This window comes from Pseudomonas sp. TE3728 (assembly GCF_056279145.1).
This window is the reverse complement of the sequence record NZ_JBWBQT010000001.1, coordinates 2,930,760-2,946,581: the sequence shown is the minus strand read 5'-3', so window position 1 is coordinate 2,946,581 and position 15,822 is coordinate 2,930,760. Positions and strand designations below refer to the sequence as shown.

At 57.5% G+C, this 15,822-nt stretch carries 18 protein-coding genes; 13 read left to right on the top strand and 5 right to left on the bottom strand.

Annotation, left to right across the window (positions count from 1 at the left end; all coding sequences use genetic code 11):
* Positions 1–141: 141 nt before the first annotated feature.
* Positions 142–786: an MBL fold metallo-hydrolase gene (locus tag ACZ89R_RS12605; protein WP_429545634.1), complete on the top strand. Its 645-nt coding sequence runs from the start codon at positions 142–144 to the stop codon at positions 784–786.
* A gap of 117 nt (positions 787–903) precedes the next feature.
* On the top strand, positions 904–1,626 hold the full coding sequence (locus ACZ89R_RS12600; protein ID WP_123494478.1) for a YiaD family glycine zipper/OmpA-like lipoprotein: 723 nt from the start codon (positions 904–906) through the stop codon (positions 1,624–1,626).
* Positions 1,627–1,877: 251 nt separating this feature from the next.
* Here ACZ89R_RS12600 and ACZ89R_RS12595 read toward each other — a convergent pair whose 3' ends face one another.
* A complete protein-coding gene (locus ACZ89R_RS12595; RefSeq protein WP_429544214.1) occupies positions 1,878–2,312 on the bottom strand; it encodes a Z-ring associated ZapG family protein in 435 nt (144 codons plus the stop codon).
* A gap of 144 nt (positions 2,313–2,456) precedes the next feature.
* Here ACZ89R_RS12595 and ACZ89R_RS12590 point away from each other — a divergent pair, with 144 nt between their 5' ends.
* The 3 genes from ACZ89R_RS12590 (at position 2,457) to zapE (ending at position 5,654) form a co-directional block, all read left to right on the top strand.
* Positions 2,457–3,089, top strand: a complete 633-nt coding sequence (locus ACZ89R_RS12590) for an alpha/beta hydrolase (RefSeq protein ID WP_429545635.1) — start codon at positions 2,457–2,459, stop codon at positions 3,087–3,089.
* A gap of 24 nt (positions 3,090–3,113) precedes the next feature.
* Positions 3,114–4,469, top strand: a complete 1,356-nt coding sequence (locus ACZ89R_RS12585) for a tryptophan--tRNA ligase (protein ID WP_192345496.1) — start codon at positions 3,114–3,116, stop codon at positions 4,467–4,469.
* 90 nt (positions 4,470–4,559) lie between these two features.
* Positions 4,560–5,654 (top strand): cell division protein ZapE, encoded by a 1,095-nt coding sequence (gene zapE, locus ACZ89R_RS12580; RefSeq protein WP_429432198.1) that lies wholly within the window; start codon positions 4,560–4,562, stop codon positions 5,652–5,654.
* 188 nt (positions 5,655–5,842) lie between these two features.
* On the opposite strand, the gene ACZ89R_RS12575 is transcribed toward zapE, so the two are convergent.
* Positions 5,843–6,739 (bottom strand): GlxA family transcriptional regulator, encoded by an 897-nt coding sequence (locus ACZ89R_RS12575; RefSeq protein ID WP_429547860.1) that lies wholly within the window; start codon positions 6,737–6,739, stop codon positions 5,843–5,845.
* Between the two features lie 244 nt (positions 6,740–6,983).
* On the opposite strand from ACZ89R_RS12575, the gene ACZ89R_RS12570 reads away from it, so the two are divergent.
* Positions 6,984–8,120 (top strand): acyl-CoA dehydrogenase family protein, encoded by a 1,137-nt coding sequence (locus ACZ89R_RS12570; RefSeq protein WP_008004989.1) that lies wholly within the window; start codon positions 6,984–6,986, stop codon positions 8,118–8,120.
* A gap of 132 nt (positions 8,121–8,252) precedes the next feature.
* Here the strand turns inward: ACZ89R_RS12570 and ACZ89R_RS12565 are convergent, their stop codons facing one another.
* Positions 8,253–9,293, bottom strand: a complete 1,041-nt coding sequence (locus ACZ89R_RS12565) for an NADP(H)-dependent aldo-keto reductase (RefSeq protein WP_008072121.1) — start codon at positions 9,291–9,293, stop codon at positions 8,253–8,255.
* A gap of 245 nt (positions 9,294–9,538) precedes the next feature.
* Here ACZ89R_RS12565 and rplM point away from each other — a divergent pair, with 245 nt between their 5' ends.
* The 7 genes from rplM (at position 9,539) to ACZ89R_RS12530 (ending at position 14,426) form a co-directional block, all read left to right on the top strand.
* Complete coding sequence (gene rplM, locus ACZ89R_RS12560) at positions 9,539–9,967, top strand: 50S ribosomal protein L13 (RefSeq protein ID WP_007905295.1); 429 nt, start codon at positions 9,539–9,541, stop codon at positions 9,965–9,967.
* A gap of 14 nt (positions 9,968–9,981) precedes the next feature.
* Positions 9,982–10,374 (top strand): 30S ribosomal protein S9, encoded by a 393-nt coding sequence (gene rpsI / locus ACZ89R_RS12555; protein WP_002555064.1) that lies wholly within the window; start codon positions 9,982–9,984, stop codon positions 10,372–10,374.
* Positions 10,375–10,641: 267 nt separating this feature from the next.
* Complete coding sequence (gene petA / locus ACZ89R_RS12550) at positions 10,642–11,235, top strand: ubiquinol-cytochrome c reductase iron-sulfur subunit (RefSeq protein ID WP_007905300.1); 594 nt, start codon at positions 10,642–10,644, stop codon at positions 11,233–11,235.
* Positions 11,235–12,446, top strand: coding sequence for a cytochrome b (locus ACZ89R_RS12545; RefSeq protein ID WP_030129766.1), 1,212 nt, complete (start codon positions 11,235–11,237; stop codon positions 12,444–12,446). Before petA ends, ACZ89R_RS12545 begins: the two co-directional genes overlap by 1 nt.
* Entirely contained in the window at positions 12,446–13,228 is a 783-nt protein-coding gene (locus ACZ89R_RS12540; RefSeq protein WP_429545636.1) for a cytochrome c1, read from the top strand. Before ACZ89R_RS12545 ends, ACZ89R_RS12540 begins: the two co-directional genes overlap by 1 nt.
* A gap of 150 nt (positions 13,229–13,378) precedes the next feature.
* A complete protein-coding gene (locus tag ACZ89R_RS12535) occupies positions 13,379–13,996 on the top strand; it encodes a glutathione S-transferase N-terminal domain-containing protein (protein WP_007905304.1) in 618 nt (205 codons plus the stop codon).
* Between the two features lie 16 nt (positions 13,997–14,012).
* A complete protein-coding gene (locus ACZ89R_RS12530; RefSeq protein ID WP_008004998.1) occupies positions 14,013–14,426 on the top strand; it encodes a ClpXP protease specificity-enhancing factor in 414 nt (137 codons plus the stop codon).
* A gap of 180 nt (positions 14,427–14,606) precedes the next feature.
* Here the strand turns inward: ACZ89R_RS12530 and ACZ89R_RS12525 are convergent, their stop codons facing one another.
* On the bottom strand, positions 14,607–15,185 hold the full coding sequence (locus ACZ89R_RS12525) for a BON domain-containing protein (protein WP_019582358.1): 579 nt from the start codon (positions 15,183–15,185) through the stop codon (positions 14,607–14,609).
* Positions 15,182–15,775 (bottom strand): phosphoheptose isomerase, encoded by a 594-nt coding sequence (locus ACZ89R_RS12520; RefSeq protein WP_007904374.1) that lies wholly within the window; start codon positions 15,773–15,775, stop codon positions 15,182–15,184. The genes ACZ89R_RS12525 and ACZ89R_RS12520 overlap by 4 nt, the downstream gene beginning before the upstream one ends.
* Positions 15,776–15,822 lie beyond the last annotated feature (47 nt).

Here is a 15,822-nt window from a genome sequence, read left to right as displayed (position 1 = left end):
ACTGATGCGTTGACATCATATGGCCACTATTTTTTATTTGGTGGCGTCAAATAACTGGCCCGACGAGCTGTATCGGCGGGTGACGTAGAAATTTAAGCAAAGCGCTCTGCATTTCGTTCAATAACAGGCCATCGACTTCCCATGACCATTGCGAATCCCACCCTCATCCGCGAAACCTTCCCCGTCGGCCCCCTCCAATGCAATTGCACAATCATCGGCGACCCGATCACCAAAAAGGCCATCGTCGTCGACCCGGGCGGCAATCACGAACTGATCCTCGCGCGCCTCGACGCCTTGGGCTTGAAGGTAGTCAGCATTATCCACACCCACGCGCACCTGGATCATTTCCTGGCTTCCGGGCAGCTCAAGGAGAAAACCGGCGCGACGCTGCACCTGCATAAAGAAGATCAATTCCTCTGGGACAACCTGGAGATGCAGTGCCAGATGTTCGGCGTGCCTTACACCCCCGTGCCATTGCCAGATCGCTGGTTGGCCGACGATGAGGAGCTGGCTTGCGGGTGTGGCGTGGCGTTGCACACGCCGGGTCATACGCCAGGTTCCATGAGCTTTTGGTTTTCAGAGGCTAAGCTGCTGATAGCCGGTGATACGCTTTTCAAGCGAGGGGTAGGGCGCACGGATTTATGGGGAGGCGATCAGGCGACTCTCGTGCGTTCGATCAAGCAACGGTTGTATACCCTCGACGAAGAGGCGACGGTGGTGACCGGTCATGGTCCGAACACGTGTCTGGGCGATGAAATGCGCGGTAACCCCTTTGTACGAGCCTGAAGATGCAGTTGTGAAAGGCACGACGGAATTTTTGGCGTTGGCCATGATCCAACGCCCGCAAAGGTTCATTGCTTAAGTCCGCTGCACCACAGAATGCAAAAAAAGTAGGAGCTCTCCATGTTCACCTCGCGTCGTTTGATTATTGTCGCTACTGCTGTGGCTTTGTTGTCCGGTTGCGCATCGCAGAACCCTTATGACAGCCAGGGTCAGGCTGATGGCGGCTCTACGGGCATGAGCAAAACCGCCAAATACGGTGGCCTCGGTGCCTTGGCCGGTGCGCTGGCCGGTGCTGCCATCAGTCACGATAACCGTGGCAAGGGCGCCCTGATTGGCGCCGCCGTGGTGGGGGCTTCTGCCGCCGGTTACGGTTACTACGCCGACCAGCAGGAGAAAAAATTGCGGGCCAGCATGGCCAACACTGGGGTTGAAGTGCAGCGCCAAGGCGATCAGATCAAGCTGATCATGCCGGGCAACATCACCTTCGCCACTGATTCGGCGAACATCGCGTCGGGCTTCTACCAGCCGCTGAATAACCTGGCGGGCTCGCTCAAGGAGTTCAACCAGAACCAGATCGAGATCGTCGGCTACACCGACAGCACTGGCAGCCGTCAGCACAACATGGACCTGTCCCAGCGTCGTGCCCAGAGTGTGGCGACTTACCTGACCTCCCAGGGGGTCAGCGGCGCCAACCTGACAGCGCGCGGTGCCGGGCCGGATAACCCGATTGCCAGCAATGGTGATGTGAATGGCCGGGCGCAGAACCGTCGCGTCGAGGTAAACCTGAAGCCGATTCCTGGTCAGGAGTATCAGCAGCAGGGCCAGGTTCAGCAGTATCCTTAAGTGTCTGACTGAATCCGGTTGTAAAAAAGCCCGCCTGATCCTCAGCAGATCGTGCGGGCTTTTTGTTGGCTCTGGCCCCATCGCGAGCAGGCTCGCTCCCACAGGTGACCGCGTACCGATTCAGCAACTCGGTCTAGTGTGGGAGCGAGCCTGCTCGCGATGAGGCCCGCACAGGAAAAGAAGACATCAGAAACAAAAAAGCCCTCGAACAATCGCTTGTCCGAGGGCTTTTTGTGTCGCGCGAAACCTGATTACTTCTTCAGGCCGTAATGCTCATCGAGCATGCCCGGCGCGTTCGGGGCTTTGGGGGCGTAGTCGCGAGGCGGTTCCTGATCGCGCGGTGGCGTCAGGCGTTCCCGTGGAGACTGCACCGCGTCGGCGTGCAGGGCGGCCAGCAAGCGTTGGCGAGTCTGCTCGTCCAGGGCCAGACGGTTGGCACCCTCGGCGAGATGATCCTGCACTTCCTGATAGCTCGCAGTCAGTTTCTTGACCAGGTTTGCAGTGCTGTTGAAGTGGGTGACCACTTCGTTCTGATAATTGTCAAAACGTTCCTGAATATCATCCAGCTGACGTTGCGTGCGGTTAGGCGCGGCATTCGGCACCAGGCGAGCGATCAGGAATCCAATGGCGACACCCACAACCAGGGCAAGAGTCGGCAACAACCAAACTAAGAGCGAGTGTTCCACGAGTCCTTCCTCTATAAACGGCTTTGCTTTACGTTAACGGCTCGAACCTGCGCTGTATACCGCGATTCACTCGCAATAGATTGGCACAGACAATTGGCTAGACGAGTCGACCCGATTCGAGGTCACGGAGTTCCTTCCTTGCTTATGCGCGAAACCCCTGTAGTGATTGATGGCCCGGTCGGCCAACTGGAAGCCCTGTATTTGGGTAACAACGAGCAACCACGTGGCCTGGCGCTGATCTGCCACCCGAACCCGGTGCAAGGTGGCACCATGCTCAACAAAGTCGTCTCGACCTTGCAACGCACCGCGCGCGATGCCGGTTTGATTACCTTGCGGTTCAATTACCGTGGCGTCGGTGCCAGTGAAGGCACGCACGACATGGGCACTGGTGAAGTCGACGATGCCCAGGCGGCGGCCGAGTGGCTGCGGGCCAGGCATCCTGAAATACCTTTGACTCTGTTCGGTTTTTCCTTTGGCGGATTTGTTGCAGCAAGTCTCGGCGGACGCCTGGAAGCCAAGGGCGAGCAACTCAAGCATTTGTTCATGGTGGCGCCCGCCGTCATGCGCTTGGGCGATCAGGATCAACTGCCGCAACAAGGTACATTGACCCTGATCCAGCCGGAAACCGACGAAGTCATCGATCCGCAGCTCGTTTACGACTGGTCCGACGCACTCGATCGCCCCCATGAGCTGCTGAAAGTGGCAGAATGCGGACACTTTTTTCATGGCAAGCTGACTGATCTCAAGGATCTGATCCTGCCGCGTCTTTCGAATTGATTGCAGTCTGACAAGCGATTACCCATGACGACTCGTACCCGTATCCTCACCGGCATCACCACCACCGGCACGCCGCACCTGGGCAACTACGCTGGCGCTATCCGTCCGGCGATCATCGCCAGCCGTGACAGCAATGCCGATTCGTTCTACTTCCTGGCCGACTACCACGCCCTGATCAAATGCGATGACCCGCTGCGCATCCAGCGCTCGCGTCTGGAAATCGCCGCGACTTGGCTAGCCGGCGGCCTGGACGTGGATCGCGTGACGTTCTATCGCCAGTCCGACATCCCGGAAATCCCTGAACTGACCTGGCTGCTGACCTGCGTGGCCGCCAAGGGCCTGCTCAACCGCGCCCATGCCTACAAGGCCTCGGTGGACAAGAACGTCGAAACCGGCGAAGACCCGGATGCCGGCATCACCATGGGCTTGTACAGTTACCCGGTGTTGATGGCGGCGGACATTCTGATGTTCAACGCCCACAAGGTGCCGGTCGGTCGTGACCAGATCCAGCACGTGGAAATGGCCCGGGACATCGGCCAGCGCTTCAATCACTTGTTCGGCCAAGGCAAAGAGTTCTTCACCATGCCTGAAGCGCTGATCGAGGAAAGCGTCGCCACCTTGCCGGGCCTCGACGGTCGCAAGATGTCGAAGAGCTACGACAACACCATTCCGTTGTTCAGCAGCGCCAAAGAGATGAAAGACGCGATTTCGCGGATCGTCACCGACTCCCGTGCCCCGGGCGAAGCCAAGGATCCGGACAACTCGCACCTGTTCACCTTGTTCCAGGCTTTCGCTACGCCGGCACAATCCGACGAATTCCGCAGCGAATTGCTCCAGGGCCTGGGTTGGGGCGAGGCGAAGAATCGTCTGTTCCAACTGCTCGACAGCGAATTGGGCGAATCCCGCGAGCGTTATCACCAGCTGATCGAACGCCCGGCGGATCTGGAAGACATGTTGCAGCTCGGCGCCAAAAAGGCCCGTTCGGTGGCGACGCCGTTCCTCCACGAACTGCGTGAAGCGGTCGGCCTGCGTTCTTTCGTCGCTCAGACCCAAGTCGCAGCGACCACCAAGAAGAAAGCCGCGAAAGCCGCGCGCTTCGTCAGCTTCCGTGAAGACGACGGCAGTTTCCGCTTCCGTCTGCTGGCGGCCGATGGCGAGCAACTGTTGCTGTCGCGCAACTTCGCCGACGGTAAAACCGCAGGGCAAGTGACCAAGCAACTGCAATCCGGTCAAGCCTTGGACGTGCGCAGTGAAGACCTGAGCTTCAGCGTCTGGCTGGAAGGCGAGTGCGTTGCCGACAGCCCAGCCTTCGCCGACAGCGCTGCTCGCGACGCTGCCATCGGTGCTTTGCGCGTTGCCCTGACACCGGTTCAGGAATAATCAACGGCTCGGTCCGACCAAGGGCCGATTGCCATTCCCACGGGCCGTCGCTACAGTGACGGCCCGTTTTTGTTGCCTTGCTAACGAATTATGACGCCCCTAGAACGATACCAAGCTGATCTGAAACGCCCGGAATTCTTCCATGACGCCGCGCAGGAAACTGCCGTGCGCCATTTGCAGCGCCTGTACGACGATCTGGTCGCGGCCTCGCAGAACAAACCGGGCCTGCTCGGCAAACTGTTTGGCAGGAAAGACCAGGTGCCGGTCAAGGGCTTGTACTTCTGGGGCGGCGTTGGTCGCGGCAAGACTTACCTGGTCGATACTTTCTTCGAAGCGCTGCCGTTCAAGGAAAAGACCCGCACTCACTTCCACCGCTTCATGAAGCGCGTGCATGAAGAGATGAAGACCCTGGGTGGCGAGAAAAACCCGCTGACCATCATCGCCAAGCGCTTCTCCGACGAGTCGCGAGTGATTTGTTTCGATGAGTTCTTCGTCTCCGACATCACCGACGCAATGATCCTTGGCACGTTGATGGAAGAGTTGTTCAAGAACGGCGTGACCCTGGTCGCGACCTCGAACATCGTGCCGGACGGCCTGTACAAGGACGGCCTGCAGCGTGCGCGTTTCCTGCCGGCCATTGCGCTGATCAAGCAGAACACCGAGATCGTCAACGTCGACAGCGGCGTCGATTACCGTCTGCGTCACCTTGAGCAAGCGGAACTGTTCCACTTTCCGCTGGATGACGCTGCCCAGGAAAGCCTGCGCAAGAGCTTCCGGGCCCTGACGCCGGAATGCACGGCAGCCATCGAGAACGACGTACTGGTGATCGAGAACCGTGAAATCCGTGCCGTGCGCACCTGCGATGACGTGGCCTGGTTCGACTTCCGCGAACTCTGCGACGGCCCACGCAGCCAGAACGATTACATCGAACTGGGGAAAATCTTCCACGCCGTGTTGCTCAGCGATGTCGAGCAGATGAGCGTCACCACCGACGACATCGCGCGACGCTTCATCAACATGGTCGACGAGTTCTACGACCGTAACGTGAAGCTGATCATTTCTGCCGAAGTCGAGCTCAAAGACCTCTACACCGGCGGTCGCCTGAACTTCGAGTTCCAGCGCACGCTTAGCCGCCTGCTGGAAATGCAGTCACACGAATTCCTGTCCCGGGCGCATAAGCCGTAGACAATTCGAAAAACATAAAAAAAGGGCCTGTATATGCAGGCCCTTTTTTGTGCGCTGTAGAAACTCTCTGGCACACCAAGATCCCTGTGGGAGCGAGCCTGCTCGCGATTGCGGTGTGTCAGTCACATCAATGTTTAATGTGATACCGCTATCGCGAGCAGGCTCGCTCTCACAGTTGGATTTGAGTATTACGCCGCTTGCTGAAACTGCTGCCGATACTGGTTCGGCGACAACTCCGTGTGCTGGCGGAACAGTCGCGCAAAGAAACTCGCGTCATCGTAACCGACCTCATAACTGATGGTCTTGATGCTCTTGCGGCTGCCGGACAACAAGCCCTTGGCCGTCTCGATGCGCAGTCGCTGCAGGTAATGCAGCGGTTTGTCGCCGGTAGCGGTCTGGAAACGACGCATGAAGTTGCGGATGCTCATGCCGTGTTCGCGGGCCACGTCTTCGAAGCGAAACTTGTCGGCGAAGTGTTCTTCGAGCCAGTGCTGGATCTGCAGGATGATCACATCCTGGTGCAGCTTCTGCCCGCCGAAACCGATCCGCCCCGGCGCATAGCTGCGCTGCACTTCATAAAGAATGTCGCGGGCCACGGCCTGGGCCACGTTGGCGCCGCAAAAACGCTCGATCAAATAAATGTAGAGATCGCAGGCCGAGGTGGTGCCGCCGGCGCAATACAGGTTGTCGGCGTCGGTCAGGTGTTTGTCCTGATTGAGCTGGACCTGCGGGAAGCGCTCGGCAAACGCATTGAAGAAGCGCCAGTAGGTTGTCGCTTCCTTGCCATCGAGCAGCCCGGCCTCGGCCAGCCAGAACACACCGGTAGCTTCGCCACACAACACGGCGCCGCGTGCATGCTGCTGACGCAGCCATGGCAGGACCTGTGGATAACGTTTGCAGAGCGTGTCGAAATCGTCCCAGAACGCGGGAAGGATGATGACGTCGGCATTTTCCAGGTCGCCGTCCACCGGCATGATCACATCGCTGAAGCTGTTCACCGGTTTGCCGTCGGGGCTGACCAGGCGGGTTTCAAACGCCGGTGTCAGGCCGTGGCCCAGTTGTTTGCCATAGCGCAGGCTGGCCAGATGGAAGAAATCCTTGGCTTGCATGAGGGTGGAAGCGAAAACCCGGTCGATAGCCAGGATGCTGACGCGCCGCAAGGGCGTGGAGACTTGGTTAGACATAATTCAACTTTATTCTTATAGGGGAAAGTGGTCACCAGACGGCTGGATCGTCTTATTTTTTGTCGGATGTGTCCAGTGTCCTGTATCGGAAGCGAGGCTTAGTCTCTAAAGGTCAATTCCGGCTAACAATAACCATAGGTGCCGCATGATCCCCAGAACCTTGTTCAGCTCCGAGCACGAACTTTTTCGCGACAGCGTGCGAACGTTCCTCGAAAAAGAGGCCGTGCCGTTCCATGGGCAATGGGAAAAACAAGGCTATATCGACCGCCAACTCTGGAACAAGGCAGGGGAGGCGGGGATGCTTTGTTCGCATCTGCCGGAAGAATACGGCGGGCTGGGGGCAGACTTTCTCTACAGCGCGGTGGTGATCGAGGAGGTCGGCCGCCTGGGGTTGACCGGCATCGGCTTCTCTCTTCATTCGGATATTGTTGCGCCTTACATCCTGCATTACGGCAGTGAAGCGCTGAAACACAAATACCTGCCCAAACTGGTGTCTGGCGAGATGGTCACCGCGATTGCCATGACCGAGCCGGGTGCCGGTTCCGACCTGCAAGGGGTGAAAACCACCGCTGTGCTGGATGGCGACGAATACGTGATCAACGGTTCGAAGACCTTCATCACCAATGGCTTTCTGGCTGATTTGGTGATCGTCGTGGCCAAGACCGATCCAAAGGCAGGAGCGAAGGGCACCAGTCTGTTTCTGGTCGAGGCCAACACGCCAGGCTTCGCCAAGGGCAAGCGTCTGGAAAAGGTCGGCATGAAGGCTCAGGACACCTCGGAGCTATTCTTCCAGGACGTTCGGGTACCGAAGGAAAACCTGCTGGGCCAGGCCGGGATGGGCTTCGCTTACTTGATGCAGGAACTGCCGCAGGAGCGTCTGACGGTCGCGGTAGGTGGCTTGGCGTCAGCTGAAGCGGCGTTGCAATGGACGCTGGATTACACCCGTGAGCGCAAGGCTTTCGGCAAGGCCATCGCCGACTTCCAGAACACTCGCTTCAAACTCGCTGAAATGGCGACCGAAATCCAGATCGGCCGGGTTTTTGTCGATCGCTGCCTGGAACTGCATCTGCAAGGCAAGCTCGACGTGCCGACGGCGGCGATGGCCAAGTACTGGGGCACTGACCTGCAATGCAAGGTGCTCGATGAGTGCGTGCAGTTGCATGGCGGTTACGGGTTCATGTGGGAATACCCGATCGCCCGGGCGTGGGCGGATGCGCGGGTGCAGCGGATTTATGCGGGGACCAATGAAATCATGAAGGAGATTATTGCGCGGTCGCTTTGATGCGGCAGTGATTGTCAGACCGCTATCGCGAGCAGGCTCGCTCCCACATTGGATTTATGTCAGACCACCATTTTGTGATCGGCACGGATCCATGTGGGAGCGAGCCTGCTCGCGATTGAGCCTATGAATCAATCAAGGTGCAGGATTCGGATGGTCCTGGTGAATCGCCTCGATCCCCGCCAACACTTCGTCGGAAAGTTTCAGCTCGAAGCTGGCAATGTTGCTGTCCAGTTGCTCAAGCGTGGTGGCGCCAATGATGTTGCTGGTGACGAACGGTTGCTGTGTGACGAAGGCCAGTGCCATCTGCGCCGGATCCAGACCGTGTTCACGAGCCAATGCCACATAACGGCTGCACGCTGCCTCTGACTGAGGATTGAAGTAGCGGCTGAAGCGGCTGTAGAGGCTCAGGCGACCTTTGGGCGGACGCGCGCCACCTTCGTACTTGCCCGACAGGAAACCGAACGCCAGCGGCGAGTAGGCGAGCAGGCCGCACTGTTCGCGGATGGCGATTTCCGCCAGGCCGACTTCGAAGCTGCGATTGAGCAGGTTGTAGGGGTTCTGGATCGATACGGCGCGCGGCCAGCCACGGGCTTCGGCGAGGGCGAGGAAACGCATGGTGCCCCACGGCGTTTCGTTTGACAGGCCGATGTGGCGGATCTTGCCGGCCTTGACCTGTTCGTCCAGTGCTTCGAGGGTGTCTTCCAGCGGGGTGAGGTTGACTTCGCTCGTGTGCTTGTAGCCCAGTTGTCCGAAGAAATTGGTACTGCGTTCAGGCCAGTGCAGTTGATAGAGATCGATGTAGTCGGTCTGCAAGCGCTTGAGGCTTGCATCCACGGCCTGGACGATGTTCTCGCGGTTGTGCTTGAGGTTTTTGTCGCGGATGTAGTCGATGGTGTTGCCGGGGCCGGCGATCTTGCTAGCCAGGATCCAGTCGGCGCGATCGCCCCGACTTTTGAAGTAATTGCCGATGTAGCGCTCGGTGGTGGCATAGGTTTCGGCCTTGGGTGGCACCGGGTACATTTCGGCGGTGTCGATGAAATTGATGCCCGCGCTCTTGGCTCGTTCGATCTGGGCGAAGGCTTCAGCCTCGCTGTTTTGCTCGCCCCAGGTCATGGTGCCGAGGCAGATTGCACTCACGTTCAGATTGGTTCGGCCTAGCTGGCGATAGTCCATCGAGTGCTCCTTGGGCAAAACAATCATAAAAGCAGGTTGAAATATTTTTCGCAATCTGCATAATTGCGCACCTCTTTCTGCAGTGGAAGTGATGCGCCGCCGCCGAAGAATCTTGCCGTTGAACGGACGCGCCGACCCGAGCCCCCGAAAGCGTCTGTATCCGGCTGCCTTTGACTTGTCAAAGTACGCACTATTCAGTAAGATCCGCCGTCTAATTTACAGGGCGGCCCCTGAGGCTATAAAGAATGAAAACTTTTACTGCTAAACCGGAAACAGTACAGCGCGACTGGTTTGTCGTCGACGCTGCAGGTCAGACCCTGGGTCGTCTGGCCACCGAAATCGCGAGCCGTCTGCGTGGCAAGCATAAAGCTGAGTACACTCCTCACGTTGACACTGGCGATTACATCGTCGTTATCAATGCCGAGCAGATTCGTGTAACCGGTGCTAAAACCACCGACAAAATCTACTACTCCCACTCCGGTTTCCCGGGCGGCATCAAGTCGATCAACTTCGAAAAGCTGATCGCTAAAGCCCCTGAGCGCGTGATCGAGACCGCGGTCAAAGGCATGCTGCCTAAGAACCCGCTGGGTCGCGACATGTATCGTAAGCTGAAAGTCTATGCGGGCGCTGTACACCCTCATACTGCTCAGCAGCCCCAAGAACTGAAGTTTTAACGGAATAGTTCATTATGTCGGCGACTCAAAATTACGGCACTGGCCGTCGCAAGACCGCAACCGCACGCGTTTTCCTGCGTCCGGGTACTGGTAACATCTCCATCAACAACCGTTCGCTGGATAATTTCTTCGGCCGCGAAACTGCCCGCATGGTAGTTCGTCAGCCGCTGGAATTGACTGAGACTGTCGAGAAGTTCGACATCTACGTCACCGTGATCGGCGGTGGTGTAAGTGGTCAAGCTGGCGCAATCCGCCACGGTATCACTCGCGCACTGATGCAGTACGACGAAACCCTGCGTGGCGCTCTGCGCAAAGCTGGCTTCGTTACTCGCGATGCTCGTGAAGTTGAACGTAAGAAAGTTGGTCTGCGTAAAGCGCGTAAGCGTCCGCAGTACTCGAAGCGTTAATTCGCTTTCGCGTTCAAAAAGAACGCCCAGTTTCCTCGCGAAGCTGGGCGTTTTTTTATGGGCGCGATTTATCGAGGAATTGCGCTGTGACAACTTGCCACATCCGCAGAAGCCCTATACTGCAAGGCTTGGCAGTGAAGCCCCTCGGTAATTACCTTGTCAGGATTGGGGCTTTTCATTACCATTCGGCAAAATTTTTATAAGTTCAGATTTTTACTTAGTAGACGCCTGATTTAACAGGCCACAAAGCTGATGGGAGAGGACTGAATGAGCAATGACGGCGTGAATGCAGGCCGGCGTCGCTTCTTGGTAGCAGCCACATCCGTGGTGGGTGCTGCAGGAGCGGTGGGGGCTGCGGTCCCGTTCGTGGGGTCATGGTTTCCCAGTGCCAAGGCGAAAGCCGCAGGTGCACCGGTGAAAGTGAATGTCAGCAAAATCGAGCCAGGTCAGCAAATGATTGCTGAGTGGCGCGGCCAGCCGGTGTTCATTGTCCGCCGTACCGAGGAAATCCTGGGGAATCTGAAAAAGATCGAGGGCCAGCTGTCTGACCCGACCTCCAAGAACTCGACGCAACCGACCTATGTCGACCCGGAGACGCGCTCGATCAAGCCAGAAGTTCTGCTGCTGATCGGTATCTGCACGCATCTGGGTTGCTCTCCGACTTTCCGTCCAGAAGTGGCACCAGCAGACTTGGGCAAGGATTGGGTAGGGGGTTATTTCTGCCCTTGCCACGGTTCTCACTACGATTTGGCTGGCCGCGTCTACAAGTCGCAACCTGCGCCTTTGAACCTGCCAGTTCCCCCGCATTCCTATGAGACCGATGACATCATTGTCATTGGCGTCGATACGGAGAAAGCGTGATGAGCAAGTTCATGGATTGGGTTGATGCGCGCTTCCCTGCGACCAAAATGTGGGAAGACCATCTCAGCAAGTACTACGCCCCGAAGAACTTCAACTTCTTCTATTTCTTTGGCTCCCTGGCACTGCTCGTTCTGGTCAACCAGATCGTTACCGGTGTCTGGCTGACCATGAGTTACACCCCGTCGGCGGAAGAAGCGTTTGCTTCCGTCGAATACATCATGCGCGACGTCGAGTATGGCTCGATCCTGCGTCTGCTTCACTCCACTGGCGCTTCGGCGTTTTTCATCGTGGTTTATCTGCATATGTTCCGTGGCCTGCTTTACGGTTCGTACCAGAAGCCGCGTGAGCTGGTGTGGGTGTTCGGCATGCTGATCTACCTGGCGTTGATGGCTGAGGCCTTCATGGGTTATCTGCTGCCGTGGGGTCAGATGTCCTACTGGGGTGCCCAGGTGATCATCTCGCTGTTCGGCGCGATCCCGGTCATCGGTAACGACCTGACCCAGTGGATTCGTGGTGACTACCTGATTTCCGGTATTACCCTGAACCGCTTCTTTGCCTTGCATGTGGTTGCCCTGCCGATCGTGATCCTCGGTCTGGTGGTGGTGCATATTCTGGCGCTGCACGAAGTCGGTTCGAACAATCCGGATGGCGTCGACATCAAGAAGCACAAAGACGAAAACGGCGTACCGCTGGACGGCATTGCCTTCCACCCGTACTACACCGTGAAAGATATCGTCGGCGTGGTGGTCTTCCTGTTCATCTTCTGCTCGATCGTGTTCTTCTTCCCTGAAATGGGCGGCTACTTCCTCGAGAAGCCGAACTTTGAAGTGGCGAACGCCTTCAAGACCCCTGAGCACATCGCTCCGGTCTGGTACTTCACACCGTTCTACGCGATTCTGCGGGCGGTTCCGGACAAGCTCCTGGGCGTAATCGCCATGGGCGCGGCCATCGCTGTGCTGTTCGTCCTGCCATGGCTGGATCGCAGCCCGGTCAAGTCGATGCGCTACAAAGGCTGGCTGAGCAAGATCTGGCTTTGGGTGTTCTGCATCTCGTTCGTGATCCTGGGTGTGTTGGGTGTTCTGGCGCCAACGCCAGGCCGTACGTTGCTGTCGCAGGTATGTACCTTCCTGTACTTCGCCTACTTCATTCTGATGCCGTTCTACACCAGGCTCGAGAAGACCAAACCGGTTCCGGAAAGGGTGACTGGCTGATGAAAAAGCTATTTGCTGTACTGATTCTTGCGGCGATGCCTGTACTGTCCTTTGCGGCCGAACACGGTGGTCCTGAGCTTGAGAAGGTCGACATCGACGTTTCCGACAAGGCTGCCATGCAGGACGGCGCACGTACGTTCGCCAACTATTGCATGGGCTGCCACAGCGCGAAGTTCCAGCGCTACGAGCGTGTCGCCGATGACCTGGGCATTCCTCACGAGTTGATGCTTGAGAAGCTGGTGTTCACTGGCGCCAAGATTGGCGATCACATGAACATCGGCATGCAGCCGGCTGACGCCAAGACCTGGTTCGGTGCGGCGCCGCCCGACCTGACACTGGTGGCTCGTGTTCGTGGCACCGACTGGCTCTACGGCTATCTGCGTTCGTTCTATGAAGACCCGTCGCGTCCATGGGGCGTGAACAACAAGGTGTTCCCGAACGTCGGTATGCCTAACGTTCTTGTCGGCCTGCAGGGTCGTCAGGTGGTAGGCTGTAAACAAGTTCAAGTCGTCGAAGGTGGCAAGAAGCAATACGATCCGCTGACTGGCACCGCTTTGACCCATGAAGCCTGCGATCAACTGACTGTATTGCCGAAAACCGGCACGCTGAACGAAGAGCAGTTCGACGAGAAGGTCAAGAATCTGGTGACCTTCCTGGCCTACTCGGCCAACCCGGTGAAGCTGCAGCATCAGCGCATCGGTACCTATGTGTTGCTGTACCTGGCGTTCTTCTTCGTATTCGCTTACTTGCTCAAGCGTGAATACTGGAAAGACGTCCATTGATAAAGCTGTAAGCCATTGCTGTTAATCGCGCGCGCCCAGGGGCGTCTCTGAAGGTGTAACGAGTCTGGTGATCCAGGCGTTACGGGAGGCGCCCTCTGGGCGCGCGTGTTTTTCCGTTTCCGATAATTTCAACAAGCGAGGAGGACCGCCATGGGCGTGACCAATCGGTTGGCCTGTTACTCCGACCCCGCCGACCACTATTCCCACCGAGTGCGCATCGTACTTGCAGAGAAGGGTGTCAGCGCCGAGATCATTTACGTGGAAGCTGGTCGCCAGCCGCCTAAACTGATTGAAGTCAACCCTTACGGAAGCCTGCCCACCCTGGTCGATCGTGACCTGGCGTTGTGGGAGTCGACCGTGGTGATGGAGTATCTGGATGAGCGTTACCCGCACCCGCCGCTACTGCCGGTTTATCCCGTGGCGCGTGCCAACAGTCGTCTGCTGATTCATCGCATTCAGCGTGACTGGTGTGGCCTGGTGGATCTGATTCTGGATTCGCGGACCAAGGAAGCAGCCCGTGTCGTGGCTCGTAAAGAGCTGCGCGAAAGCCTGACAGGCGTGTCGCCGTTGTTTGCCGACAAGCCGTTTTTCCTCAGTGAGGAACAAAGTCTGGTGGATTGCTGCCTATTGCCAATACTCTGGCGATTGCCGATTCTGGGTATTGAACTGCCGCGGCCTGCCAAGCCGCTGCTTGATTATATGGAGCGCTCGTTTGCGCGTGAGGCTTTCCAGGCAAGTCTGTCTGGTGTCGAACGCGATATGCGCTAAGGCTTAAGGAGCCGCTATGAACTCCAGTCGACCTTATCTGGTCCGCGCGCTCTACGAGTGGATTGTGGACAACGATTGCACCCCGCACATGCTGGTCAATTCCGAGTATCCATCGGTGCAGGTGCCTCAGGGTTTTGCCAGTGACGGACAGATTGTCCTGAACGTTTCCCCGGCGGCCGTGCGTCATCTGCACATGGACAACGAGGCAGTCAGTTTCGAGGGGCGCTTCGGTGGCGTGCCGCACACCCTGTACGTGCCTATCGCATCGATCCTGGGTATTTACGCCCGGGAGAACGGTCAGGGCATGGTGTTCGATATGGAATCGCCTCTGGAAGACGAGGAAGAGATCGAGCCGGATGATGATGTTCCGCCACCCGACAGTGAGCCGCCGCGTCCCAGCGGTCGACCGAGTTTGAAGGTGGTGAAGTAATAAAAAAAGGCGATCCGAATGGATCGCCTTTTTTTATTACTTCACCACCTTCAAACCGTAGGAGCTGTCGAGTGAAACGAGGCTGCGATCTTTTGACTTGTCTTAAAAGCAAAATCAAAAGATCGCAGCCTCGTTTCACTCGACAGCTCCTACAGGCTTCTGCCAGCGCTTACAATCGCGTCAATCGATGTACTCAAACAACTTCACGATCTTCTGCACGCCAGAAACGCCTTGTACCAAATTGGTTGCCTGAGCCGCTTCCTGCTTGGTCAGCAGACCCAGCAAGTAGACGATGCCGTTTTCGGTCACAACCTTGATGCGCGAACCCGGGATGGAGGGATCGGTGAGCATCTGGGTCTTGATCTTGGTGGTCAGCCAGGTGTCGTTCTGACGCGCCAGCAGCGAGGACGGTTGCAGCACTTGCAGCTCGTTGTGCACCTTCTTCACGCGCTGCACGGAGGCGGCAACCTGTTCGGCCTTGGCCTTGAGGTCGGCACGAGGGGTTTGCCCGGCGAGCAGCACTACACCGTTGAAGCTGGTGACGACGATGTGCGAGTTGTTGTCCAGGTCCGGATCGGCCTTGGCGATGTTTACACCGGCCTTGGTTTCGATCAGGGAGTCGTCGATCTTGCTGCCGAAGGTGCGGGTGCCGCGGTCATCATCGATCGGCGCTTCACGGCTGGCGTTAACCACCGAGGTGCAGCCGCTGATGCCAAGGCACAGGGTCAAGGCCAGAAGGCCTAGGCGATTAGGGGTCATTCTTCACTCCCGAACAGTTGGCTGTCGATCAGATCGCAAAGGCAATGGATCGCCAGCAGGTGGACTTCCTGAATACGTGCTGTGACGTTGGCCGGTACGCGAATCTCGACGTCCTCAGGCAATAGCAGTGACGCCATGCCGCCGCCATCACGACCGGTCAATGCTACGACAATCATTTCGCGATCATGTGCGGCCTGGATCGCTTGAATTATGTTTGCCGAGTTGCCGCTGGTGGAAATCGCCAGCAAAACATCACCCGGCTGACCGAGGGCGCGGATCTGTTTGGAGAAGATTTCGTTGTAGCTGTAATCGTTGGCGATCGAGGTGATCGTCGAGCTGTCGGTGGTCAGCGCGATGGCGGGCAGGCTCGGGCGCTCGCGTTCGAAGCGGTTGAGCAGCTCGGAGGAGAAGTGCTGTGCGTCACCGGCGGAACCGCCGTTGCCGCAGGACAGCATTTTGCCCTCGTTGAGCAGGGCGTTGACCATGACCTGGCTGGCTTGCTCGATGTGCGGTGCAAGTACGTCCATCGCCTGTTGCTTGGTGTCGATACTGGCCTGAAAAAGCTGGCGAATTCGCGATTGCATGTCCATCTGTGTGACCTTAATTAGCGCGGCTACTCGGCACATGAATGTGCAGC

Coding starts and splice junctions, on each gene's coding strand:
- ACZ89R_RS12605 (WP_429545634.1), top strand. CDS start 142: ATGACCATTGCGAATCCCACCCTCATCCGCGAAACCTTCCCCGTCGGC.
- ACZ89R_RS12600 (WP_123494478.1), top strand. CDS start 904: ATGTTCACCTCGCGTCGTTTGATTATTGTCGCTACTGCTGTGGCTTTG.
- ACZ89R_RS12590 (WP_429545635.1), top strand. CDS start 2,457: ATGCGCGAAACCCCTGTAGTGATTGATGGCCCGGTCGGCCAACTGGAA.
- ACZ89R_RS12585 (WP_192345496.1), top strand. CDS start 3,114: ATGACGACTCGTACCCGTATCCTCACCGGCATCACCACCACCGGCACG.
- zapE (WP_429432198.1), top strand. CDS start 4,560: ATGACGCCCCTAGAACGATACCAAGCTGATCTGAAACGCCCGGAATTC.
- ACZ89R_RS12570 (WP_008004989.1), top strand. CDS start 6,984: ATGATCCCCAGAACCTTGTTCAGCTCCGAGCACGAACTTTTTCGCGAC.
- ACZ89R_RS12565 (WP_008072121.1), bottom strand. CDS start 9,293: ATGGACTATCGCCAGCTAGGCCGAACCAATCTGAACGTGAGTGCAATC.
- rplM (WP_007905295.1), top strand. CDS start 9,539: ATGAAAACTTTTACTGCTAAACCGGAAACAGTACAGCGCGACTGGTTT.
- rpsI (WP_002555064.1), top strand. CDS start 9,982: ATGTCGGCGACTCAAAATTACGGCACTGGCCGTCGCAAGACCGCAACC.
- petA (WP_007905300.1), top strand. CDS start 10,642: ATGAGCAATGACGGCGTGAATGCAGGCCGGCGTCGCTTCTTGGTAGCA.
- ACZ89R_RS12545 (WP_030129766.1), top strand. CDS start 11,235: ATGAGCAAGTTCATGGATTGGGTTGATGCGCGCTTCCCTGCGACCAAA.
- ACZ89R_RS12540 (WP_429545636.1), top strand. CDS start 12,446: ATGAAAAAGCTATTTGCTGTACTGATTCTTGCGGCGATGCCTGTACTG.
- ACZ89R_RS12535 (WP_007905304.1), top strand. CDS start 13,379: ATGGGCGTGACCAATCGGTTGGCCTGTTACTCCGACCCCGCCGACCAC.
- ACZ89R_RS12530 (WP_008004998.1), top strand. CDS start 14,013: ATGAACTCCAGTCGACCTTATCTGGTCCGCGCGCTCTACGAGTGGATT.
- ACZ89R_RS12525 (WP_019582358.1), bottom strand. CDS start 15,185: ATGACCCCTAATCGCCTAGGCCTTCTGGCCTTGACCCTGTGCCTTGGC.
- ACZ89R_RS12520 (WP_007904374.1), bottom strand. CDS start 15,775: ATGGACATGCAATCGCGAATTCGCCAGCTTTTTCAGGCCAGTATCGAC.